Origin of the sequence: Xanthomonas sp. JAI131 (assembly GCF_013410075.1) — a bacterium.
Classification (GTDB): Bacteria; Pseudomonadota; Gammaproteobacteria; order Xanthomonadales; family Xanthomonadaceae; genus Xanthomonas_A; species Xanthomonas_A bonasiae.
In genome coordinates, this window is sequence record NZ_JACCCN010000001.1 from 1,068,499 (window position 1) to 1,092,135 (window position 23,637).

The window sequence follows — 23,637 nt, forward strand, 5'->3', positions numbered from 1 at the left end:
CGATGCGACATCGGCTTGGACCGATAGAGTGAGGTCACAGCGCACCGATGGCCCCGGACAGATGCTGATCTTCCAGAACGGCAGGAGCGCTTCGGTGCTCGCCCGCACCCGTGCGGTCGTGATGCTGCTGGGCGGCGAGCCGCTCGGGCGCCGCTACATCGAATGGAACTTTGTGTCGTCTCGCTTCGAACGGATCGAAGAAGCCAAGGCCGACTGGCGCGCGGGATGCATGAAGCTCCCCGATCTCGACAACGGCGAATTCATCCCCCTGCCGGTGGATCCGCTGCCGCCTCCGAACTCCATGTCCTGAGCGGCCCCTGGTCTGCGGCAACGCACTCAACCCGGCGCAACGGCATTCATGGACGCTGAAGGCCTGAAGAAGACCGCAGAAGCGGTCAGCCGATGCGTTGGGGTGGACGCCCCCGGACGGCATCGATATGCCATAGTGGAGGCGTTGAAAGACCACTGAAAGTGGCGTCCATGGGTGAGGCCGGTATAGCCGGCCACTCGCTGGGTGCGCTGGAACTGTTCTCGTGAAAGCCCCACCGACACTCCCACGCGTTGCGCATGCGTAGCAGCAGCATCCTGCGCTCTGTCCTCTTGCATCTGCCCGCCATCAAGCCAAAACGCGCCTGTCTCACATTGGATTTCCGAATCATGAAGCGATTGATGCTGCTCGCCGCGCTGTGCCTCTCTGTTCCGGCACATGCCCAGTCTCCTGAAGACGGCGTAGCGACGTTCCTGAAGGACAAGATGCGCGACGAGCAGATTCCGGGGCTGCAGGTCGCCGTCATCCGCCACGGCAAGATCGTCAATCGGGCCGCCTTCGGCACCGCGAATGTCGAACACGCCGTGGCCACCTCGAACGAAAGCGTCTTCTCGATCAATTCCTGCACCAAGGCATTTACGGGCGTGGCGATCATGCAGCTGGCCGAAGCAGGCAAGCTCAAGGTCGACGACCCCATCTCGCTGTATCTCGACGATCTGCCCCAGGCATGGCGATCGATCACGATCAAGCAGGTGCTCGCGCATGTGTCGGGCCTGCCCAATATCATCGACGACAAGGAAAATCTGATCGGGGACGGTAGCGAGGCATCGGCCTGGGCCACCGTGAAAACGCTGCCGCTGGAATTCAAGGCGGGCGAGCGGTTCCGCTATAACCAGACTGGCTACGTCATCATTGGCAAAATCATCGACAAGCTGAGCGGCGAGCCGTTCGCGAGGTTCATCGAGGAAAAACAGTTCAAGCCGGCCGGCATGAACCACACGCGGTTTGGCGACTCTTCCGACGTCGTGCCCCATTCCGCAGGCGGCTACTCCTATCTCCACAACGTCGACGGCGAATGGAAACGCGGCGATCGACTGTCAGCCATCCACGTCACCTTCCCGACGTTTTTCAGGACCGCCGCCGGCATATTGTCGACCTCGACCGACATCGCGCACTGGTTGATCGCGTTGCAGTCGGGAAGGCTTCTGAAAGACGAGGCCAGCGTTCAACTGCTGTGGACCTCGGTCGTCCTGAACGACGGTACGACGGGGGGCATGAACGATTTGCTTCACGGATCGGGATTGGGCTGGCCTGTAACGACAAGAGCGGACCATCCGGCTGCCGGTCCGATCGGCGGCATGCGCTCGACCTTCTTTGTATATCCGAAGGACGATCTGTCCGTTGTCATCCTGACCAATCTGCAAGGGGCCAACCCCGAGAACTTCGCCGATGAAGTCGCCGCCTACTATCTCCCGGATATGCACGCATCCACAGGGTTCGGACTGCCGCAAGACATCAGGCTTCTGCGTAGCGAACTGCTGCGACGAGGCTTCGAACGGGCGCCGCAAATCGCGGCCGAACTCCACGCGAAGAATCCGTCGTTCCAGCTGAAAGAGGAGGATCTGAACGCCTGGGGATACACGTTGTTGAACCAGAAACAGCCAATTCAGGCGCTGGCGATCATGAGGCTGAATACCACGCTCTTCGCACAGAGCTGGAATGCCTATGACAGCCTGGGCGAGCTACTCGAAGATACCGGCGATCGGGCCGGGGCCATTGAAAATTACAAACTGTCACTGCGGTTCAATCCTGAAAACAATCATGCAGTCACGCGCCTTCGAAGCCTGCAAAGTAAATAGACTGTGACACTGTTGCGATTTCACCCATGGGCAGCTTCGGTTCGGAAGCGGCCCTCCCCTGCCCCCGATAGACATCCCTGATCCAGGGGCGGAGCTTGCCCTGCGCCGCACATGGCGAATCAGCGCCGTGCGCGTAGACGTACGAAAGCGAAGACACCAACGTCGCCCGTAGCCAGGCATCCATCACAACTTCATCGCGAAGACTGGGCACGTTCCGGTGCGGCGCACCGAAATATGCCGCACTCGAATGCGCGACATGGACATCCATGCCATGCCGTGTGCAGGGTGGTCGCAGTTCGGCGTGCGACGGACGTTCCTGCCATTGAAATCAATGTGTTACTGAGGGCGCATTGGAGTGCGATGCCCGGTTTTCAGGCATCGAAGTGTTGCCGATTTTTGGACTTCAATGCAGTCCGCTGCCCAACACCGGAGGTCGCCCAGGTCCGATCCTGGTGGTGCTGGCCGAATTTGCCGCAGCTTACGTTGTTGTAGTTGGTTCAACAGGAAATCTACGTATGAAACGCAAGGAGCAGCCACAGGAAAGTCCGCAGTCTCCGGAGCGCTTGACGGAACAGCCATACGCCTGCGCAATGAGCGATGGCCCGCATCCGGGCGGCATGATCGGCAATTCGGTCGAGTTCAGCCGGCTGCTCTGCCAGATCCAGCGGATCTCGCATACCGATGCACCCGTGCTGATCGAAGGCGAGACCGGCGTGGGCAAGGAGCTGGCGGCGCGCGCGATCCACTACTGCAGTGCGCGCAATGGCAAGCCGTTCGTGGCGTTGAATTGTGGCGCGGTGCCCGAGTCGTTGATCGAGTCCGAGTTGTTCGGGCACGTGCGCGGCGCCTTCACCGATGCACGCAGCAATCGCGACGGCGTGGTCGCGCAGGCACACGACGGCACCTTGTTTCTTGACGAGATCGATACCCTGCCTGGCAAGGGGCAGGTGGCGATGCTGCGCTTCCTGCAGGAACGTTGCTACCGGCCGGTCGGGCATTCGACCGAGCGCATCTCGCACAGCCGGATCATCGCGGCCACCAACCAGCCGTTGCGGGAACTGGTGCGACGTGGCGCGTTCCGTGGCGACTTGATGTACCGCATCAACATCATCCATCTGCGCGTGCCGCCGCTGCGGGAGCGCCGCAGCGACCTTGCGCCGCTGACACGCCATTATCTGAAGCAGTATTGCGCGCGCTATGGGCTGCCGTTGCGGTCGCTGCGCACCGATTGCTGGGAGTGGATGATGCGCCACGATTGGCCGGGCAACATCCGCGAGTTGGAGAGCATGATCCATCGCGCGGTGCTGTTGAGCGACGGAGCGGAGATCGTGTTCGAAGATCTGCCGGAAAGCGAGGTGGCGGCCGTGGCGGCCACGAGTGCGGGTGCTGGCGCATCGGTTGTTTTCGATGAGCAGCACACGGACTTTCGCAGTGCCAAGTCGCGTGCCATCGAAATTTTCGAGCGCGACTACCTCCAGCGATTGCTGGAAGTGACGCGCGGCAATGTGACCGCTGCGGCGCGGCTGGCATGCAAGGAACGGCGCTCGATCGGGAAGCTGATCAAGAAGTATGGAATTGCTGCGCGTTGAGGGTGTTCTCCGCGTGGCAGCGGCGTATGTATGTCGCGCGTGGCGTGGTTCGCGGCGGAAGCCGCTGCAAGCGGCGCAGGCCGGGTGGGTCGATCGTTACCCGGTGCATGCGTGCGTACCCGGGTTTGTGGGTCGGAAACGACCCGCTGCCCCGGGTGCCAACGGCGCAAACGTTTGATTTGCGGCCCTCGACACGGTGGCACGCGTTTTGCGTTCCTCACTGGGCGTCCACGCCGACGCACAGCGGAGGCGCCATGTCGGCGGACGCACCAGCGATGTCCCAGGCGTTGTGCGATGCGTTGCGGCGCTACCTTGAGCGGCATCCCGAAGCCGCCGACAGCCCGGAAGGCATCCGTCGCTGGTGGCTGCCGCAGGCGTTGCAGGCAATACCGCTCGGAGTGCTGCTGCCGGCCCTGGAACACCTGGTCGATGGCGGCGAGATGCAGTGCACCACGCTGCCCGACGGCACTGCCCTGTATGCACGCGGCGATGTCGGCGTCGATTCCGAAAGTGTTCACCGTCAAGGCCACTGAGTCCGAGTCCACACCACCGCGCGGCGTCGCACGCCGACGCCACCGAAGGAGTTCCGTATGGCAGTCACCGTCAGCTATCCCGGGGTGTATATCGACGAAGTGTCGAGTGGGGTGCACACCATCACCAACGTCTCGACCTCGATCGCCGCGTTTCTCGGGCGCACCGGCAAGGGCAAGCTCAACCGGGCGGTGCGATGCCTGAGCCTGGCCGACTTCACGCGCAACTTCGGCGCGCCGCATCCGCAGAGCGACCTGGCCTTCGCGGTGCGGCAGTTCTTCGCCAATGGCGGTACCGACTGCTATGTGGTGCGCATCGCCAGCGGCGCGGCGCGTGCCTCGATCACCCTGCACAGCCTGCTCGGGTCCGGGCCGCAACCGGTGCTGGTGGCCACCGCGAAGTCGGAAGGCGCGTGGGGCAATCAGTTGCGGCTGAGCGTGGACTACGCCACGCCGAGCCCGCACGACACGTTCAACCTGAGCATCGCGCAGGTCGAGGGCGGCGCGACGGTGGCCTCGGAACGGCACCTGGGCCTGTCGATGAATCCGCGCTCTCCGCGGTTCGCGCCGGACTTCATCACCCAGAGCTCGGACATGATCGAGCTGGCGCTGGCGCCGGCGATGGGCGACCCGACCCTGCCCGGCTCCTTCATCAACGTGGCGGGCAACAGCTTCGACGGTTACTCGCAGGCGCGCCGCCCGTTGGGCGCGAACGTCGGGGCGGCGGCCACTGCCCTGCAGGCGCTGATCACCGGCGGCCGGGACACGCTGATGCTGTCGGTCAACGACGCCGCGCCAGTGCGCGTGTCGCTGGCCGGTGCGGCGCTGACCGCCGCCAATGTGGAGGCCGAACTCACCCTGCGCGCGAACGATGCGTTGGCCAAGCAGTCGCCGATCCAGACCGTGGCGGCCACCGTGGTCGATGGCGGTGCCAATGTCGGCCGGCTGCTGACCTTCACCGCCACCAGCGATGCGAAGGCGTCGGTACGGGTGAGCCGCGCCAGCAGCCGCGACATCGCCGGGCCGCTGCTGTTCGGGGTGGACCAGGGCGGCCTGGAGCAGACCCGCTTCAGCAATTTCCGGCCCGCGCCCAGCGCCGGCTTGTGGCACCTGCACAGCGGGGCCGCAGTGCCGTTCGAGCACCGCAACCTGGCCGCCTACGTCAACAACCTGGCCGGACTGACCCAGGGCGGGGTGACCTCGCTGGCGTTCAACGGCCAGCCGGCGCTGCCGCTGACGACCGGCCCGTTCGACCTGCGCACGGTGGGTGCGGCGAACTTCTGGCACGAGAGCGCGCCCGGCAATGGCGATGGCGTGCGCGAGAAGCTCGACATCCTGGTCGCGGCGATCAACTCGCAGGCGGCCGCCGCATTCCGCGCCGAGCGCTGGGGCTACGAGATCGCGCTGATCGCCAAGACCCCGGGCGTGGCCACGGTGCCCGCGGGCATCGTGGCGGCGCCGGCCGGCTTCAACACGGACAATGCCTTCAACACCGCGCAGACCGCGCTCGGCACCGCGAGCACCGGACCGTTTGCCTCCGCTGGCGTGGACGGCGACGAGGGCGGCGCGCCGACCGCAGCCGACTATCTCGGCGACGAGGCCACGCAGACCGGCTTCCATGCGCTGGATTCGGTGGACCTGTTCAACCTGCTGGTGCTGCCCGCCGACGAAGGCGTGCTGCCCGCCGTGCACCAGACGCTGTGGGGACCGGCCAGCGTGTACTGCGCCGAGCATCGCGCGTTCCTGCTGGTCGATTCGCCGGCGTCGTGGACCGACAAGGACAAGCGGCCGGTGGTAACCGGCGACACCGCGATGATCAGCGCGCTGGGGGTATCGGTGATCACCCATTCGGCGGTGTTCTATCCGCGGCTGATGTTCGACAACAACGGCCTGCGCAAGTACATCGGCCCGTCGGGTGCGATCGCCGGGCTGATGGCGCGTACCGATGCCACGCGCGGGGTGTGGAAGGCGCCGGCCGGGCTGGAGGCCGACATCCGCGACGTGCTCGGCGTGGAAGTGAAACTGACCGATGCTGAGAACGGCGTGCTCAACAAGAAAGGGGTGAACTGCATCCGGGTGTTTCCCAACGGGCTGGTCAACTGGGGCGCGCGCACGCTGGCCGGCGACGACGACCTGGGCAGCGAGTGGAAGTACATCCCGATCCGGCGCCTGGCGCTGATGCTGGAGGAGTCGCTGTATCGCGGCACGCGCTGGGTGGTGTTCGAGCCGAACGACGAGCCGCTGTGGGCCAAGATCCGCCTCAACCTCAACGCCTACATGATGTCGCTGTTCCGCCAGGGCGCGTTCCAGGGCACCGGTCCGAAGGAGGCGTTCTTCGTCAAATGCGACAAGGACACCACCACGCAGGACGACCGCAACAAGGGCATCGTCAATATCGAGGTGGGCTTCGCGCCGCTGAAGCCGGCCGAGTTCGTGGTCATCAAGATCCAGCAGATCGCGGGCGATTTGTAGCGCGCGTTGCTTCCATCCCGGCCCTGACCGCGGTGGCGGCGGGCCGATCCATCCAGGAGATCGCCCGTGGCAAACACCGGATTCGTCATCAATACCCATCGCTTCGACCCCTACAAGAACTTCAAGTTCCGCGTGCTGTGGGACAACAGGCCGGTGCTCGGGGTGAGCAAGGCCAGTTCGCTCAAGCGCACCACCGAGGTAGTCAAGCACCGCAGCGGCGGCGAGAACAGCATCGACCACAAGTCGCCCGGGCGCACCAGCTACGAACCGATCACCCTGGAGCGCGGCATCACCCACGACCCGGACTTCGAGGCCTGGGCGAACAAGGTGCATGCCTATGCCGGCGACCCGGTGATGGACCTGGCCGGCTACAAGAAGGAGCTGACCCTGGAGGTGATGAACGAGAAGGGCCAGGTCGCCAAGCGCTACTTCCTGCATGCGTGCTGGGTGAGCGAGTACACCGCGATGCCGGACCTGGACGCCAACGCCAACGCGATCGCGATCGAAAACATCAAGATCGAGCTGGAGGGCTGGGAGCGCGACGTCGCTACGACCGAGCCGGGCGAGGCGGGCTGATGTCCGCCCGTCACGTCAGCGCCGCCCTGCCCGGCTTCCGCGCGCGCGCCTTCGCGCGTGGCAGCGAGGACCTGGACATCGAATTCGACGCGCAGTCGGCGACGGTGGCGGCCAGCGAATTGCTGCTGCTGTGCCTGCGTGCGCCGGATGGTTCGGCGTTCGAGGCCGAGGCATTGCGGCATTGGAGCGTGGCCGAACGCCTGCAGGGTCTGCTGGCGATCGCGCGAGCGAGCGTGGGCGAGGTGCTGCCTGCGCTGGCGCGCTGCCTGGACCGCGAATGCGCGGGGCAAATCGAATTGGAGCTGGGGCTGCGGCAGTTCGAGCGGGTGGCGCCCGCGGAGTTCGCGTGGTCGGCGCCGGACGGGCACACGGTGCGTTGCCGTCTGCCCACGCCGGTGGACCTGCAGGCATGGTGGCGCGAGGGCGATGGCGAGGAAGGCTGGCTGGCGCGTCGGCTGCTGCTGCAGGTCGATGGGCGGGTGCCAGCGCCCGAGTGGCCGTTGCCGGACGCGTGGCTGGCGCCGATGTCGCAGGCGCTGCAGGACGTCGATCCGCTGACCGCGCTGACCCTGGAGGTGCCCTGCCCGTTCTGCGGCCGCGCCACGCCGGTGGCGATCGACCTGGAGACGTTGCTGCTCGATGCGCTGCGCCGTCGGCAGCACGCGGTGCTGGAAGAGGTGCATCGGCTGGCGCGCGCGTATCACTGGAGCGAGGCGCAGATCGTGGCGATGCCGGCCTGGCGGCGCCGTCGCTACCTGGCGCGCGTGCAGGCGGAGTTCGCGTGATGAATCCCTACTTCGCCCGCTTGGCCGAACGCGGCGGCGGCGCCGATGTGTCCGTCGCGGGGCCGGCGCGCGCGGCCGAGCCGACGGCGCTGGAAACGATGCAGGACGCGCCGGAGCGCGCGAGCGCGCCTTTCGAGGAAGTGGAGGGTTGGAGCGAGGCCGGGCCGGAACCGGTGGCACCTGCGCTGGAGAGGCGCGCGACGCCGGCCGTTGCAACGGATTCGGCGATCACGCACGACGCGGCTTCGCAGCAGGCGGCGACGACGTCGGCCACGCCCGCAAGCGGGTTGCCGCGCACCGAACCGACGCCCATGCAAACGCATGCGCCGTCCACCCAGCAGACCGCTCGGGCCGCCGCACCACGTCGCCCGCAGACACCCCCTTCACCGGCCTCGCACGCCGCCGCGCCGCGGCCGCGCGTTGCGCTGCCGCCGTCGCGGGCAACCCTCGCTGCCGCTGGCGCGGACGACTATCTCGAGACCCATGCGCACGCGGAGCCGGTCGCGGTCAGGGCGCCGGATTCGTCGCCTGCCCCGGCCGCGGTGAGCGTGCCGGATTCGTCGCCTGCACCGGTCGCGGCGATGCGCGTGTTGCCGGTGCTGGCGCAGGCGGTGCCGGTGCCGGTGCGCGACGCGGCGCCGACTGCATCGCATGCGCCGCTTGCAGCGACAGCGCAGCAGGACGCCGCCACCCGCATCGCCGGGGCGCCGCGAACACTCGAACCCGCCGCGACCGCGCGACCACGCGACGCCACGCCGCTGCACATCGAACGCCGCAGCGACGCGCCGGCGCAATGGCAGATCCACATCGGCCGCATCGAGCTGGAGATCAGCGCCGCGCCGCCGGCGTTCGCGCCGAATCCCGCGCCGGCGCCCGCGGCGCCGGCCACTGCCCCGCCAAGGCCGGCGTTCAACCCGCGCCGCCACTACCTGCGGAGCGGCTGAGATGCCTCTGGCCGCCTCCCAGGAAGCGATCGGCGCGGTGTCAGAGGCGCTGCGCTCGCAACTGTCGCTGCGCACCGCGCTGCTGGTGACGGTGAGCCGGCCGGACCTGGCCGCGACCAGCGACGAGGAGCCCAAGCTCAACCTGTTCCTGTACCAGGCCGACTTCGATGCGTACCTGAAGAACCACCCGCTCGACGCCGGCCAGCCGGCGCCGCTGTGGTTGACCCTGCGCTACCTGCTCACCGCCTACGACCAGGGCCACGACAGCGACTCGATCGCCGCGCACCGGCTGCTGGCGCGCGGCATGGCGTGCCTGCGCGAACTCAATTTCCTGCGGCCCACGGTGCCGGCGCTGGCCGACAACCCGGAGCCGCTGAAGCTCACCTTCGATCCATGCGACGTGGACCTGCTGTCGAAGATCATGCAGGGCACCGACGAGAAGTACCGGCTGTCGGTGGCGTTCCAGGTGCGGCCGGTGCTGATCGTGCCGGACGTGCCGCCGGCCTACGCGCCGCCGGTGCTGACCGTGGGCCCGGCCGGTGCCGAAGGCGTGACCGTGCTGCCGACGCTGGGGCCGTGGCTGGACGAAGTGGTGCCGGCGCGCTTCGAGGCCGGGACGCTGATCGAGCTGCGCGGCGCCGGCGTGGACGGCTCGATCGAACAGGTCAACGTCGGCCCGCTCGCGTTGCCGGTGATCGCCGCGCGCGAAGGTGCGGTGCAGGCGCGCATTCCGGCCACGCCGGCGCTGTCGCCCGGCTTCCATCCGGTCACTGTCGCGCGGCGGCTGCCGAGTGGCCGCTGGATGGGCAGCAATCCGCAGTTCGCCACGCTGCTGCCGACCGTGGTGTCGGCGGGGCTGGGCGCGCTGACCGACAGCGCCGGCAAGCTGTCCGGCGACGTGAGCATCGCCGGGCAGCGCCTGGGCGGGCCCGACGACAGCGTCTTCGTCGCGTTCTATCGCGATGGCGTGGTGGCGCTGAACCTGGAGGCCGCCGGCACGCTGTCGCAGACCTCGCTGCTGGCCAGCGTGGACACCGCGCATGCCCTGGCGCCGGGCGAGTACTACCTGATCGTGCGCGTGAACGGCGCGCAGGCCACGCTCACTCCGCGCGTCGAGTGGCAGCTGTGAACGCCGCTGCGCCCGCGGTGATCGAAGTGCCGGCGGCCGAGGCGCAGGCCACCGCCCTGGACGAGGGCGTGGCGTTGAACGAGGCCATCGCCTTCAGCCCGAGCGTGCGGGTGAGCGATCCGCTCACCGCCAGTTGGCTGGCCGAGGCGACGCTGCGGCTGCGGCGCGAAGTGTGCTGGCTGTGGCAGCAGCGCGGCGGGCTGTCGCCCACGCTGGCCGGGGCCGCTGGATTGCTGCCGCCCGGCGGCGATGCGTTGCTGGAGAGCCTGGAGCTGCGCCGCTTCGCCGAGGATCGCCGGCGGCTGTTCGCCGAGGATGCGACCGCCGCGTTCCTGCAGGCGCGGATCGCTGCCTTGCGCGCGCAGCGGCAAGCGCTACCGGGCCCGTGGCTGGCGATCACCGAGCGGCTGCGGCTGGGCGAGCCGGCGCAGTTCGCGCTGGCGCTCGGGCTGCTGGCCTACGCCGATCCGGCCAGCGGGCCGGTCCTGGCCGCGTGCCAGAACGACGCCACGCGGCTGCTGCCCACGCTGGCGCTGGCGCGACGCCTGTTCGACGACGAAAACGGCAATGATCTCGGACTGGACCAGGACGATGTGCATGCCCTGTTCCAGCATGCGTTGCTGATCAACGCCGATGGCCTGCACGAGGGCGCCGCCTGGCACCTGCCCTTCGAGGCCGGCGCGCTGGTCGCGCAGGCGCTGCTGCACGACGACGGCCGGCTGCCCCCCGAGCTGCGGCTGCGCCACGTGCAGACCGAGGCGCCGCGACAGGCCGGCGCGGCGGCGAACGAGGCCGCCCAACTGCCCGAGGCGCTGGCGATCGCCGTGCATCTGCTGCGCGAGCCGCCGCCGCGCACGCAGTTCGTGCCGCTGCTCGGCGACGCCGGCTGCGACTTCGCCGAATGGGCCACGCGCCTGGCGGCGCAGCATGGCCGTGCGCTGGTCGAACTCATCGCCGATCCGTTGCCCGAACCGAACCGCTTGGCCGCCCTCGCCGCCTGGTGCTGGCTGTACCGGGCCGATGTGTTGCTGCCACTGCTGCAACGGGGCGAGGAACACGCCGCGCGCGAAACCCCGCGCTGGCCGCGCACGCCGCTGCGCTGGCTGGCGCCGATGCACGACCTGTCCGCCACTTCGCTGCTGCCGCAGGGCGCGCTGCAGGCGGCGATCGTGTTGCCGGCAACCGACTTCGACACCCGCGTGCGTCGCTTCGCGCAGGCCCTTGGCCCGCGTGCGGGCGCGCTGGCGGCGGAGATCGACGAGGCCGCGCGGCGCTTCCGGCTCGGCCCGACGGCGATTGCCGCGGTCGGCGCGGCCGCGGCGCTGGAGCCGCACCTGGACGGCGCGCGGCTGCAGGCGATCTGCCGCAGCCAGACCCGCCCGGACCTGGGCAGCCTGGCGCAGCGGGTGGAGCCGCGCTTCGCGTTCGACGACATGGTGTTGCCCGCCGCGCAGATGGCGCAGCTGCAGGAGATCGCCCAGGCGATGCGTGCGCTGACCCGCGTGCACCACGGCTGGGGCACCGCGCGCACCTGGAACGATGCCGGGCTGTCGGTGGTGTTCTGCGGCCCGCCCGGCACCGGCAAGACCATGGCCGCCGAGGCGCTGGCCAGCGAGTTGCAGCTGCCGATGTTCCGCATCGACCTGTCGCAGGTGGTCAACAAATACATCGGCGAAACCGAGAAGAACCTCAAGCGGGTCTTCGATGCGGCCGAGGAGAGCGATGCGGTGATCTTCTTCGACGAGGCCGATGCGTTGTTCGGCAAGCGCACCAACGTCAAGGACGCGCACGACCGCTTCGCCAACATCGAAATCAGCTACCTGCTCGAGCGCATGGAGCGGCTGAAGGGCATCGCGGTGCTGGCCACCAACCGCCGCAAGGACCTGGACGAGGCGTTCCTGCGCCGGCTGCGCTACCTGATCGAATTCCCGCTGCCGGGCGAACGCGAGCGCGAGCGCCTGTGGCGCGGCGTGTTCCCGCCGGGCGTGGACACCGGCGCGCTGGATTTCCCGCTGCTGGCAAGGCTGTTCCCGCTGGCCGGTGGCCACATCCGCTCGATCGCCTTCAACGCCAGCCTGCAGGCCGCGCGCGACAACGCCGCGCCGCGCATCGACATGCCGCCGGTGCTGGTGGCGGTGAAGCGCGAGCTCGACAAGCTCAACCGGCCGCACGCGCCAGAGACCTTCGGCCCCTACGAGGCGCTGCTGCGCCCGCTGTTCGCGGAGTCGCCATGAGCGCCGCCCTGAAGATCGACCGGCTGACCCTGCACCTGCAAGGCGTGCGCCCGGACCTGGCACGCGCGGCGCTGGACGGGCTGGACATCGAGTTGCTGCACCGTCTCGACACCCGCGCGATCGACCCGGCGCGCTGGCGTGCGCTGGCGCCGACGTTGCGGCTGCCACCGGTGGATGCGCGCGGCGCGACCGATCCGGCGCTGCTGCGCGGGCTGATCGTCGATGGCCTGGCCGCGCTGCTGGCACCGGCGCAGCCCGGCGAAGAAACGGAGGCGCCCTGACATGTCCGGCTTCCTGCTGCGTGGCGTGCTGGTGGAATACAGCGGCGACTTCATCGGGCCGATCCCGAACATCGTGTTCTTCCAGTTCAATCCGGAGCAGCTGGCGCGCTCGATCACCATCCCCGAGCCGCCGGCCGCCAACACCGGCGCCCGCACGCGCCAGCGCGAACCGGCGCAGACGCCCTCGCCGCCGAGCGAGAGCTTCACCGTGAGCGCGCACTTCAGCGCCGCCGACGACCTGGGCAGCGGCGGCGCGGTGTCGGCGATCCCGCGGGTGTTCGGGATCGGGCCGCAGCTGGCCGCGCTGGAGAAGATGGTGTATCCGGCCGCGCCGCTGGGCGGGCTGCTCGGGCAGGCGATCGACGCGGTCGGCAGCGCGCTGGGGCTGAGCGCGAACGCCACCCCGCCGACCCGCCCCACCCCGCGCGAAGTGCTGCCGCGGATCCTGTTCATTTGGGGTCCGTCGCGGGTGCTGCCGGTGCGGATCAAGAGCATGACGATCACCGAGCAGAAATTCGATGCGTTCCTCAACCCGGTGCAGGCCGAGGTGCAGATCGGCCTGGAGGTGATCACCTTCAACCGCCGCAGCAGCGACAAGGTCGGCCAGGGCGCGCTGGCCTACACGCGCGCGATCAAGGACGTGCAGGCGGTCGCCAATCTCGCCAAGTCGGTGCAGAGCGCGATCGAGATCATCCCCTTCTAGTCGACCGGAGAATCACGTGTTCCTGAAGAACTCCCGTTACTACGGCCTGCCGACGATGAGCGCCGCCGACGCGCGCGGCGAGCCGGTGCAGGCCGTCGCGCCACGCCGCTTGCCGAGCGCGGCCGGCGAGCCGACCAGCGTGCACGACCACGACCAGCTCGACGTGATGGCGTATCGCCGCTATCGCGACGGCACCCGGTTCTGGCACATCGCCGACGCCAACAGCGAGCTGGAAGCCAACACGCTGGTGCGCGAACCGGGCCGTCGCATCGACGTGCCGGCGAAGTGAGCCGCCCATGAGCCTGGTCGCACTGCGCGTATTCCTCAACGGCCAGCCGGCCAGCGACGAGCAGTTGGAGCTGCTGCGCGAAGTGCGCGTGGACCAGGCGATAGGCGTGGCCGCCGAGGGCGAGCTGGACATCGACCTGACCCTGGACGACCAGGGCCTGTGGTCGACGATCGAGGCGCCGTTCGCGCAGGCCTTCCAGCGGGTGCGGGTGGAGGTGAAGATCGGCGAAGGCGACTACAGCGCGCTGATCGACGGGCCGATCGTGGCGCAGCGCTTCGAACTCAGCGCCGGCCCCGGCGAGAGCGCGCTGACCCTGGTGGTGCACGACGACAGCGTGCTGCTCAGCCAGACCGAACAGGTGGCGCTGTTCGAGGACATGGCCGCGCACGAGATCGCACAGGCGCTGATCAGCGACGGCGGGTTGATCCCCGACGTGCAGAGCGTGCCGGCCGCGGGCGCGGCGCACACCCGCTTCGTGGTCCAGCGCGGCAGCGCGATGCAGTTGCTGCGCGAGCTGGCGCGGCGCAACGGCATGTTCGTGCACGTCAAGCCGGGCGAGCTGCCGGGCCAGAGCGTGTGCGTGTTCGCGCGTCCCAGCCTGGCCGCGGACGATGCGGCCGAACTGCTGTTGATCGGCGCCGAGCGCAACGTGCAGAAGTTCTCCGCGCAGCTGGACGCGCTGCAGCCGCTGGCCGCGCGCGCCGGCAGCGTGCGGGTGTCCGACAAACAGCTGCTCGACAGCCGTACCGACGCGCCGGTAGTCGAGGCGCTCGGCGACGAAACCGTACACGCGATGCTTTCGCCCAGCGCGCTCACGCTGATGAGCGACGTGCGCGAGGAGCAGGCCGACCTGGACGCGGCCACCACTGCGGCGGTGGACCTGTCCAGCTTCGCCTACACCGCCAGCGTGGAGCTGGACGCCAACGACTACGACCAGTCGCTGGCGCCGTACCGGGTGGTCAATGTCTCCGGCGCCGGCAGCCAGCTTGGCGGCGCCTACCTGGTCAGCCGCGTGCACCACGTCATCGGCGATGGCCACTACCGGCAGAACCTCACGCTCAAGCGCAACGCGCGCTCGGCCGGCGGGGCCTCGGCCGGCGGGCTGCTCGGGGGGGTGTTCTGATGTACGACGCCGGCATCGAACAACTCATCGTCGAGCTCGCCGAGCGGTCGCGCTCGCGCTTCTTCGGCAAGTATCGCGGCGTGGTCAGCGCGGTCGACGACCCGAGCCATCTGGGGCGACTGCGCGCGCACGTGCCGGCGGTGCTGCAGGACGTGGAGTCGCCGTGGGCGCTGCCGTGCGCGCCGTATGCCGGCCCGAACCAGGGCCTGTACGCGGTGCCGCCGGTGGGCGCCGGGGTGTGGATCGAGTTCGAGGGCGGCGATCCGTCGCGGCCGATCTGGGCGGGCACCTGGTGGGCCGACGACGAGCTGCCGCAGAACGAGTCGGGCAGCGACGCCACGCCGAACCGGCGAATACTGCGCAGCGACAGCGGCCTGCTGGTCGCCCTCGACGATGACGCCAGGCAGATCTCGATCAGCGACAGCCAGGCCGACAACGTCGTCACCATCGAGGTCAACGCCGGCAAGGTGCGCATCGCCGCCGCCAGCAAAGTCGTGGTGGAGGCGCCGCAGATCGAGCTGGTCGAGAACTGCATGCACCCGCTGGTGTTCGGCGACGACCTGCTCAACTTCCTCAACCAGATGATCAACATCTACCAGACCCACACCCACCCGGGCGAGATGGCGCTGGGGGTGTTCCCGGTAACGCCGATGACGCCGGTGCCCCCGATGCCGCCGGCCACCCCGGCGCTGCTGTCGACCAAGGTCAAGACCGGATGAACGCGCTCGCGACCCGCATGCGGAGGACACCGACATGGCCCTGAAGGCAGGCCGCGTCTCCGATTTCGGCAACAGCCTGGCCGAGGCGATGGAGCTGGCGATGAAGGACGAATGGCTGGCGGTGAAGGGCTTCGCGTTGCCCGAACAGGGCAGCGAGGACCGGCGCCTGCTGTTCGTCGCCTTCGCACGCGGCCTGTTCACCTACCTAAAGGCGCACGAGGACGAGGTGATCACCCGCATCACCCTGCGCGAAGATACCGGCATCGGCGCCGACGAGATCAACCTGGTCACCCAGCTGGAGCTCAACCTGTGAACGGCAACGGACGCCACCTCGCCTTCCCGTTCCGGATCGGCCGCGATGGCCGCACCGTGATGCCCGAGTCGCTGGATGCGCACATCCGCGGCGAGCTGCTGCAGCTGCTGCTGACCAACACCGGCGAGCGCCCGTTCCTGCCCGGCTTCGGCGGCAACGTGCGGCGCCTGGTGTTCGAGGGCAACGACCCGAGCAGGCTGTTCCAGCGCAACGACGAGGTCGCCGCCGGGTTGGCCAAGGCCAGCCTGAGCCAGGCGCTGAGCGATTGGCTGGGCCACCGGATCAGCGTGACCGCGCTCAACATCGCCTCCGAGGACGCGCGGCTGGACATCGAACTGAGCTACCGGGTGATCGACACCGGCGAAGAACGCCGGGTGCGCTTCGAACGCGGCGGAGGTGCGTGATGGCCCAGTCCAGCACCCGCATCGTCAACGAGGAAGTGCTGGCCGAGCGTGCGCGCAACCTTGCCGCGCGCGGCCTCAACGGCGTGCACCTGCTGTTCGTGCGGCTGCTGCCCGACCCGGCGCCGACCGAGGCCTGGCTCGACCTGGAATTCCACAACACCCTGCAGCTGGCCGCGATCCTGGGCGCGATCGGCGGCGGCACCGCGCCGCGCGCAATCTTCCCGATTCGCGGCGGCAGCCGGATCGTCGCCGGGCCGGCCCATGGCCAGGTCCAGGTCGCCCAGGTGCTGGCCGGGCCACAACCGAACCAGCTGCGGCTGAAGGTGCCGCTGATCGGCGACTACTCGACCTATACGCTGGCGGTGGACTTCGCGCTGATCGATCCGATGCTGTCGGAGATCGCTTTCAAGTTCCGCCCGGCCTGCTTCAACCTCAACTGCGCCGGCGAGCAGCAACTGCCCGCCGCGCCGCCGCTGCCGGATATCGGCTACCTGGCCAAGGACTTCGACTCGTTCAAGCACACGCTGATCTGCGCGATGCAGGACCGCGTGCCGGGTTGGACGCCGAGCAGCGAGGCCGACCTGGACCAGGTGCTCATCGACCTCATCGCCGCCGACGCCGACGAGCTGTCCGACTACCAGGACCGCACCATCAACGAGGCCTGGCTGGGCAGCGCACGCAAGCGCGTCTCGCTGGCGCGGCACGCGCGGCTGATGGACTACCACCTGCACCACGGCAACCAGGCCAGCACCTGGCTGGCGCTGGAAGTGGGCAGCGACACGCTGTTGCCGGTCGAGACCGGGGTGTGGACGGGCGACGATTGGCGCCGGCCGGGCGCGTGCATCTTCATCACCACCGCCGCGGTCGATTGCCGGCGCGTGCTCAACACGCTGGCGCTGTACAGCTGGGGCGGCAGCGTCACCGCGCTGGAGGCCGGCGCGACGAGTGCCGATCTGGCGCTGCCACCGCCGCTCAACGCCGACCTGCAGGCCGACGCGGACGCGCTGCGCGACCTGCTCAACGCGCCCGGCCGGGCGCTGCTGCTGCAGCAGCATCTCAATCCGTCCACCGGCACCGTCAACGGCCGCGACCCGCGCGCACGCCAACGCCTGCTGCTGCGCGGCGACGCGCAGTCGGTGTTCGATCCGATGGCTGGCGCCGGCGGGCAATGGTGCGTGCGGGTGAACTGGGTGGAAGCCGATGCGCTGGCGCGGCGCTACTGCTTCAGCACCCAATGCGCTCTCGCACTGCCGGATGATCGGGTCAGCCTGTTCCACGGCAATCTGGTCGCGATCCGCCACGGCCGCCCGCACCGCACGCTGCTGCGGCCCCCGGGCAGCGACCTGGCGGCAGCCAATCCCGACGCGTTCCGCTACACCGACGAGGCGTATTACGCATTCACCCGGCGCGGCGTGCTGGCCACGCTGCCGCATGCGCCGCTCGCCTATCTGGACGTCACTGCGCCCGGCGCCAGGCCCGATGGCATCACCCCGCCGCGCAGCACGCTGCTGGTGCGGGTGTCCGGCTTCGCCGATCCGTGGGCCGAGCAGAGCGACCTGATCGAATCGCGTCCCGAGCAGGAGCACTTCATCGTCGAGACCGACGAATCGCGCACCAGCCGGCTGCGCTTCGGCTGGGGCCTCAACGGCCGTGCGCTCGCACCCGATGCCACCGTGCGTTGCCTGTACCAGGTCGGCGATGGGCTGGATGGCAACGTCGGCTGCGATGCGATTACCGGCTTCGCGCCGGCCGCATTGCCGCCGGGCAGCCGGGTCTGGAATCCGTTCGACGTGGGCAACGGACGCGCGCCCGAACCGGTGGCCGAGATCCTGCGCAAGGTGCCCGAGGCCTATCGCCGCCGCCAGTTGCGCGCGGTGACCCTGGCCGACTACGCGCAGCGCGCCGAGCAACTGGCCGAGGTCGCGCGTGCGCATGCCAGCTACGCGTGGACCGGCTCGTGGCGCACCGTCCGGGTGGCGATCGATCCGCGCGACCGCAACGTGCTCGACGAGACGCTGCGGCGGCGCATCGCCGATTCGCTGGAGGCGGTGCGGCTGATCGGCGAGGACATCGAAGTGCGCCCGGCGCGCTACGTGCCGCTGGATATCTTCCTGCGCCTGTGCGCGCATCCGGACTATTGGCCCGAGCACCTGCGCCGCGCCCTGGAGCTGGAATTCTCCGCCGGGCATACCGCCGACGGCCGCCGCGGCTTCTTCCATCCGGACGCATGGACCTTCGGCCAGCCGCTGCACCTGTCGCAGCTGGTCGGGCGGGCGATGGCGGTGACCGGCGTGGGCCGCGTGCTGCTGGTCAGCGTACGCCGCCTGCACGGATCGAGCGGGCCGAGCCTGGCCACGATCACCGTCGCGCCCGGGGATGTGCCGTTGCCGATCGTCGAGAAACTCGCCGTGCGGCCGATGGAGATCATCCAGGTCCTCAACGATCCCAGCCACCTGGACACCGGGCGGCTCAACTTCGAGATCCTCGGGGGCCGGCGATGAGCTGCAAACACGATTGCCCGCGTCCGCCGCTGTTTCCGCGCACGCTCGACAACCGCCCGGGGCTGCCGCGCATCGACTACCGCATCGGCCGCTATCCGGAGGTGCGCGCGCATCTGTTCGAACGGCTCAACGCCGCGCCGGCGCTATCGGCGTGGACGCACCGCGAGGTCGACGACCCCGGCATCGCGCTGCTGGAGGCCGACGCGGTCGTCATCGACATCCTCACCTTCTACCAGTCGCTGTATGCGAACGAGGCCTGGCTGCGCACCGCGCAACTGCGCGAGAGCGTGGCCGACCTGGTGCGGCTCGGCGGCTATCGGCTGGCGCCAGGCGTGGGCGGCGAGGCGACGTTCGCGCTCAAGCTCAAGGGCAGCGTGGCGGTGAGCGTGCCGCTGGCGTTCGGGTTGAAGGCGCAGATCCAGGGCAGCGACAAGCCGGTCGACTTCGAGACCGATGCCGCGCTCGACGCGCTGCCGGCGCTGAGCGAGTTCTCGCTGTATCGCCCGCAGGCGGTGCCGGCGCTGAGCGCCGGCGCCAGCGTGCTGTGCGTGGACGACCCGGGCCTGCCGATCAAGCCGAGGGACCGCCTGCTGGTCGGCCAGCCGCTGCCCGAGGGCGCGGCCAATGCACGCATCGCCGATGCGCAGATCGTGGAGGTCGAGGCCAGCTGGGTGGAATTCGACCGGACCCATATCCAGCTGAAGACACCGCTGCGGCGCGCCACGCCGATCGCGAAACTGCGCGCGTTCCCGCTCGGCGACAGCCTGCGCCACTTTGGCCACAATGCGCCGGAGACGATCGCCGCGGTGTCGGCACAGGGCGTGCCGAGCCAGCGCGCGATCTCGTTCGCGCGGCTCGGCAATGCCACCACCAGCGCGGACGTGGCGCCTGCGCTGGCGGCCAACGAATTCGCACTGGACCGCAGTTTCGACCGCATCCAGCCCGGCGACAGCGTGTTGGTGCAGGGACGCTTCGCCGCGAGCGCCGGCGGCGCGGGCCAGCGGATCACCCTGCTGCGGCGGGTGAGCGAGGCCGAGTCGCGCTCGCTGCGCTGGGGCAGCAACAGCGGCGCCAGCAGCGTGCTGGGATTGGCGCAGGACCTGCTCGCCAGCATCGGCGCCAGTACCTATCCCTATCTGGACGTACGCACGCTGAGCCTGTTGCAGGTGAGCGCACCGGCGTTCGACGTGCACGCCCCGCCGCTGCCCACCGCCGCCGCGCAGGGGGACCTGCTGGGCTACTTCGGCACCGCGGCGGCCGCGCGCGCGCTGCGCGGACGCCGGCTGCTGTTCGCGCATGCCGACGGGCGCGTGGACGAGCGCGTGGTGCAGACGACGATCTCGCCGCCGGCCGGCCCCGACCCCACCCGCGAGGCCTGGCATCGGGTCCGCCTGAGCGCGCCGGTCAGACACGGCGATTTCGATGTCGCCACGCCGAGCACGCGGGTGTTCGGCAATGTCGTGGCGGCCAGCCAGGGCAAGACCGTCGAACTGGCCGCGATCGGCTCCGGCGATGCGCGCGTCGCCTTCCACAGCGTGCCGCTGCCGAAGTCGCCGCTGACCTATCGCTTCGAGCCCACCCATCAACCGGCGCAGGTTCCGGCGCTGGAGATCTTCGTCGATGGCACGCGCTGGCGGCAGGTCGACACGCTGTTCGACGCCGCGCCCGGCGACCGCGTCTACATCGTGCGCGAGGACGCCGAGGGCCAAAGCGTCGTGCAGTTCGGCGATGGCATCACCGGCGCGCGCGCGCCTAGCGGCCGCGACAACATCCAGGCGCGCTACCGCACCGGAATTGCCGCGCACGGCGCGCTCAAGCCCGATACCCAGCCGCAGGCCACCGGCAAGCTGACCGGCCTGGACAAGGTGTTCCTGCCCGGCCCGGTCGACACCGGCGCGCCGGCCGAGAGCGCCGACAACGCACGCCGCGCCGCGCCGGTGCGGCTGCAGAGCCTGGGCCGGCTGGTCAGCCTGGCCGACCACGAGGCCGAGGCGCTGATGCTGCCCAACGTGGTCAAGGCCGGTGCGCGCTGGGATGCGCCCGACGGCGTGCCCGCGGTGGTGCTCACCGTGCTGACCGCCAGCGGCAACGACGCCGACCTGGCCGCGGTGCGCGAGGCGCTGGCCGGCTACCAGCGCTGCCGTGGCGCCGGCCGCCATCCGCTGCGCGTGCTGCGCGGCGAGCGCCGCTACGTCTACCTGCACGCGCAGGTGGCGCATGACGGCTCGCGCGAGACCGGTGCGCTCGCCCGCGACCTGCAACGCGCGCTCGGCGTGGCCGGCCTGGAGGCGGACGGCATGGACGCGCGCGATGGCCTGTTCGGGCTGGACCGCCGCGACTTCCACGCTGCCGTGCACGGTTCGGAAGTGATCGCGGCGCTGCAGGGGGTCGACGGGGTGCTGTGGGTGCGGCTGCTGGCTGCGATGGCACTGCCGACCGGTTCGCCGCCGCAGGCCGATCCGTCGCTGCTGCCGCTGCCGGCCGTCGACGTGATTCCCGCCGCCGCCATCGCCTGCCCGCCGCGCGCATTGCTCGCGCTGCACGCACGCCACCTGCGGCTGAGCCTGACCCTGGACATCGGACAAGCGGAGTGCGCGTCATGAACAGTCCGCGTCGACCGATGTACCAGCGCCTGCCGGAGATCTATCGGATTCGCGACGAGGAACAGCAGCCGCCCGGCCAGCTCGCCGCGTACGTGGGCCTGTTCGATGAAGCGCACGCCGCGCTGCGCGACAACATCGAGGCGCTCGGCGACGACCTGTTCATCGAGACCTGCGACGACTGGGTGATTCCATACATCGCCGATGGCCTGGGCGTGTCGCACCTGTCCGGCGATCCGTGGACGCTGCGCGCCGATGTCGCGCGCACCGTGCACCACCGGCGCCGCAAGGGCACGCTCGGCGCGATCGAGTCGCTGACCTGGGCGCTGTCGGGTTGGGCGGTGCACGTGGTGGAGATGCGCGATCGACTGGTCTGGAACCAGCACCTCAACCACCAGCGCCCGGACGAAGGCGGCGTGCCGCCCCTGACCCGCAGCCGCTTCCTGGGCGATGCGCGGCGCGGCGGCACGGTCAACCTGCGCGACCCCGCGTTGCTGCGCCTGCTCGATACCCCGTTCGATCCGTTCGCGCACGTGGTCGACGTCAAGCCGGCGGCCGGCTGGCGCGGCCTGTACACCCTGCCCAACCTGGCAATCTTCCTGTGGCGGCTGCACGTCTACACGGTGACGCGCACGCGTCCGGGTCGCACCCAGGTCGTCGTGCTGGCGCCGCTGGTCGCCAGCGATGCGCGCTTTGCGGTGCGCGTGGAACTGCATCCGCAGGCCGAGCCGCTGCAGCTGTTCAACACCCATCGCTACCAGGCCGACGCCGAGCCGCCGCAGCTGACCTCGGCCGACGCCGTGCCCGGTCCGATGCCGCCGGCGCGGCTCAGCGACGACACCCCGGCCGGCCGCGCGGAGGAATACGTCGAGGTGCTGAACTATCCGCAGGCCGGCGTGCCGCCGATCGTCGATCGCCTCGGGCTGAGCCTGCTGCTGCCCGCGCCGCCGTTCGCGGGAATCGGCTGGCGGTTCCGCGGCGCCAACCTGTGCGCGTGGGAAACCGGGCTGCAGCCGCCGCTGCGCGCGCACGAGATCGCGATCGATCCGCGCCGCGGCCGCGTCGTGTTCGGCGCAATGGGCGCCACCCAGGCCAGCGAGGCCGATGCCATCGCCGCCGCGCTGTTCGCATCGGCGACCTATGCCGCGCCCGGACCGGTCGGCGCGCACCCGATCGCGCGTGCGGCCAGCCCGCCGCAGTGGCTGGAGCAGACCCCGCTGCTGCGCCGCGTCGACACGCTCGCGACGCCCGGCTTCACCCTGCAGGACGCGCTCGCCAACCTGCACACGCTCGGCGCGCCGTTGATCGTCGAAATCGCCGACAGCCAGGTGCACGCGCTGGACCTGGCTGCGGTCGCCGGCAGCGGCAACGAAGCCGGCCTGGACACGCTGCGGCTCGCGGCCCCGCTGTGGATCCGCGCCACCGACGGCGAACGCCCGGTGATCCGGCTGGCGCGTCCGCTCGCGTTCCGCCCGCACGCCGTGCTCGGCCCGAACGCCGGCGCGCTGATGGACGCGCTCACCGTGCGGCTGGAAGGCCTGTACCTGACGCGCGCCAGCGCGTTTCCGGCCACCGCCGCGCTGGTCGCGCGTGCCGCGGTCAACCAACTGCACGTGCGCGACTGCACGCTCGACCCGGGCGGCTGCATCGCGCTCGATGGCAGCCGCGCGCCGATCCGCCAGGCGCTGCGCCTGGACGATACGTACGGCTTCAGCGCCGCCAACGAACTCACCGCCTTCGACCAGACCCCGCAGATCGTCCTGCAGCGCACGATCGCCGGCCCGCTGGCGATCGATGGCGGCTACCGGCTCGACCTGGGCGACTGCATCGTCGATGCCGGCAGCGGCGTTGGCGCCGCCGTACCGGCGCTGGCCATCGGCGCAGCGAGCGGCAACCCCGAACTGACCTGGGGCCCACCGCTGACGGTCGCCGGCGTCACCTGCTTCGGCCGCGCACGGGTATTCAGCGCCTCGGGCCGCGGCGGCCTGTTCGTGCACGCGTTGCGGGTGCGCGACAACCAGTCAGGCTGCCTGAAGCACTGCTGCTTCTGCGGCGATGGCAACTGGCTGCCGCCCCACCATGCCTGCGTGGAGGGCAACACCGCGCCGCTGCGCTTCGTCGCCGAGACCTTCGGCGATCCGGCGTATGCGCAGCTGGCCGCCGACAGCGACCTGCGCATCCGCGAACAAGGGCCGGACAACGACGAGATGGGCGCCTACGGGTTCCTGCTCAACAGCCATCGCATGAAGAACATCCAGATCCGTTACCGCGAATACATGCCGGTCGGCGTGCGCCCGGTGCTGGTGACGGTCACGTAG

At 69.7% G+C, this 23,637-nt stretch carries 19 protein-coding genes and 1 pseudogene; all 20 read left to right on the top strand.

All coding sequences use genetic code 11. From position 1 onward, the window contains the following. Positions 1 to 52 precede the first annotated feature (52 nt). A pseudogene (locus HDC36_RS04375) lies at positions 53 to 310 on the top strand (pirin-like C-terminal cupin domain-containing protein); the annotation flags it as partial. A 347-nt stretch (positions 311 to 657) separates the two neighbouring features. After that, positions 658 to 2,127 (top strand): serine hydrolase, encoded by a 1,470-nt coding sequence (locus HDC36_RS04380; protein ID WP_179564745.1) that lies wholly within the window; start codon positions 658 to 660, stop codon positions 2,125 to 2,127. Positions 2,128 to 2,642: 515 nt separating this feature from the next. Further along, positions 2,643 to 3,716: a sigma-54 dependent transcriptional regulator gene (locus HDC36_RS04385; RefSeq protein WP_255432586.1), complete on the top strand. Its 1,074-nt coding sequence runs from the start codon at positions 2,643 to 2,645 to the stop codon at positions 3,714 to 3,716. A gap of 254 nt (positions 3,717 to 3,970) precedes the next feature. Beyond that, the gene (locus tag HDC36_RS04390; RefSeq protein WP_179564747.1) at positions 3,971 to 4,249 is read left to right on the top strand and encodes a hypothetical protein; all 279 of its coding nucleotides are present in this window, start codon (positions 3,971 to 3,973) and stop codon (positions 4,247 to 4,249) included. A 57-nt stretch (positions 4,250 to 4,306) separates the two neighbouring features. Continuing rightward, positions 4,307 to 6,718, top strand: a complete 2,412-nt coding sequence (locus HDC36_RS04395) for a phage tail sheath C-terminal domain-containing protein (RefSeq protein WP_218847991.1) — start codon at positions 4,307 to 4,309, stop codon at positions 6,716 to 6,718. Between the two features lie 66 nt (positions 6,719 to 6,784). After that, positions 6,785 to 7,294 (top strand): phage tail protein, encoded by a 510-nt coding sequence (locus HDC36_RS04400; protein WP_179564749.1) that lies wholly within the window; start codon positions 6,785 to 6,787, stop codon positions 7,292 to 7,294. Next, positions 7,294 to 8,079 carry a hypothetical protein gene (locus HDC36_RS04405; protein ID WP_179564751.1) on the top strand — a complete coding sequence of 262 codons (786 nt, stop codon included), beginning with the start codon at positions 7,294 to 7,296 and terminating at the stop codon, positions 8,077 to 8,079. Before HDC36_RS04400 ends, HDC36_RS04405 begins: the two co-directional genes overlap by 1 nt. Positions 8,080 to 8,099: 20 nt before the next feature. Further along, on the top strand, positions 8,100 to 9,023 hold the full coding sequence (locus HDC36_RS04410; protein WP_179564753.1) for a hypothetical protein: 924 nt from the start codon (positions 8,100 to 8,102) through the stop codon (positions 9,021 to 9,023). 1 nt (position 9,024) lies between these two features. After that, on the top strand, positions 9,025 to 10,152 hold the full coding sequence (locus tag HDC36_RS23615) for a DUF4255 domain-containing protein (RefSeq protein WP_179564755.1): 1,128 nt from the start codon (positions 9,025 to 9,027) through the stop codon (positions 10,150 to 10,152). Beyond that, a complete protein-coding gene (locus tag HDC36_RS23630) occupies positions 10,149 to 12,386 on the top strand; it encodes an ATP-binding protein (RefSeq protein ID WP_179564757.1) in 2,238 nt (745 codons plus the stop codon). The genes HDC36_RS23615 and HDC36_RS23630 overlap by 4 nt, the downstream gene beginning before the upstream one ends. Continuing rightward, complete coding sequence (locus HDC36_RS04425; RefSeq protein ID WP_179564759.1) at positions 12,383 to 12,667, top strand: hypothetical protein; 285 nt, start codon at positions 12,383 to 12,385, stop codon at positions 12,665 to 12,667. Before HDC36_RS23630 ends, HDC36_RS04425 begins: the two co-directional genes overlap by 4 nt. Before the next feature lies 1 nt (position 12,668). Further along, positions 12,669 to 13,370, top strand: a complete 702-nt coding sequence (locus HDC36_RS04430) for a hypothetical protein (protein ID WP_179564761.1) — start codon at positions 12,669 to 12,671, stop codon at positions 13,368 to 13,370. A gap of 16 nt (positions 13,371 to 13,386) precedes the next feature. Next, positions 13,387 to 13,659, top strand: a complete 273-nt coding sequence (locus HDC36_RS04435; RefSeq protein WP_179564763.1) for a hypothetical protein — start codon at positions 13,387 to 13,389, stop codon at positions 13,657 to 13,659. Between the two features lie 7 nt (positions 13,660 to 13,666). Then, entirely contained in the window at positions 13,667 to 14,782 is a 1,116-nt protein-coding gene (locus HDC36_RS04440) for a hypothetical protein (RefSeq protein ID WP_179564765.1), read from the top strand. Then, positions 14,782 to 15,501 (top strand): phage baseplate assembly protein V, encoded by a 720-nt coding sequence (locus HDC36_RS04445; RefSeq protein WP_179564767.1) that lies wholly within the window; start codon positions 14,782 to 14,784, stop codon positions 15,499 to 15,501. Before HDC36_RS04440 ends, HDC36_RS04445 begins: the two co-directional genes overlap by 1 nt. Positions 15,502 to 15,535: 34 nt before the next feature. Further along, on the top strand, positions 15,536 to 15,814 hold the full coding sequence (locus tag HDC36_RS04450) for a hypothetical protein (RefSeq protein ID WP_179564769.1): 279 nt from the start codon (positions 15,536 to 15,538) through the stop codon (positions 15,812 to 15,814). After that, positions 15,811 to 16,218, top strand: a complete 408-nt coding sequence (locus tag HDC36_RS04455; protein ID WP_218847993.1) for a GPW/gp25 family protein — start codon at positions 15,811 to 15,813, stop codon at positions 16,216 to 16,218. Before HDC36_RS04450 ends, HDC36_RS04455 begins: the two co-directional genes overlap by 4 nt. Then, on the top strand, positions 16,218 to 18,719 hold the full coding sequence (locus HDC36_RS04460; RefSeq protein WP_179564771.1) for a baseplate J/gp47 family protein: 2,502 nt from the start codon (positions 16,218 to 16,220) through the stop codon (positions 18,717 to 18,719). The genes HDC36_RS04455 and HDC36_RS04460 overlap by 1 nt, the downstream gene beginning before the upstream one ends. Continuing rightward, complete coding sequence (locus tag HDC36_RS04465) at positions 18,716 to 21,322, top strand: hypothetical protein (RefSeq protein WP_179564773.1); 2,607 nt, start codon at positions 18,716 to 18,718, stop codon at positions 21,320 to 21,322. Before HDC36_RS04460 ends, HDC36_RS04465 begins: the two co-directional genes overlap by 4 nt. Continuing rightward, on the top strand, positions 21,319 to 23,637 hold the full coding sequence (locus HDC36_RS04470; RefSeq protein WP_218847994.1) for a phage tail protein: 2,319 nt from the start codon (positions 21,319 to 21,321) through the stop codon (positions 23,635 to 23,637). The genes HDC36_RS04465 and HDC36_RS04470 overlap by 4 nt, the downstream gene beginning before the upstream one ends.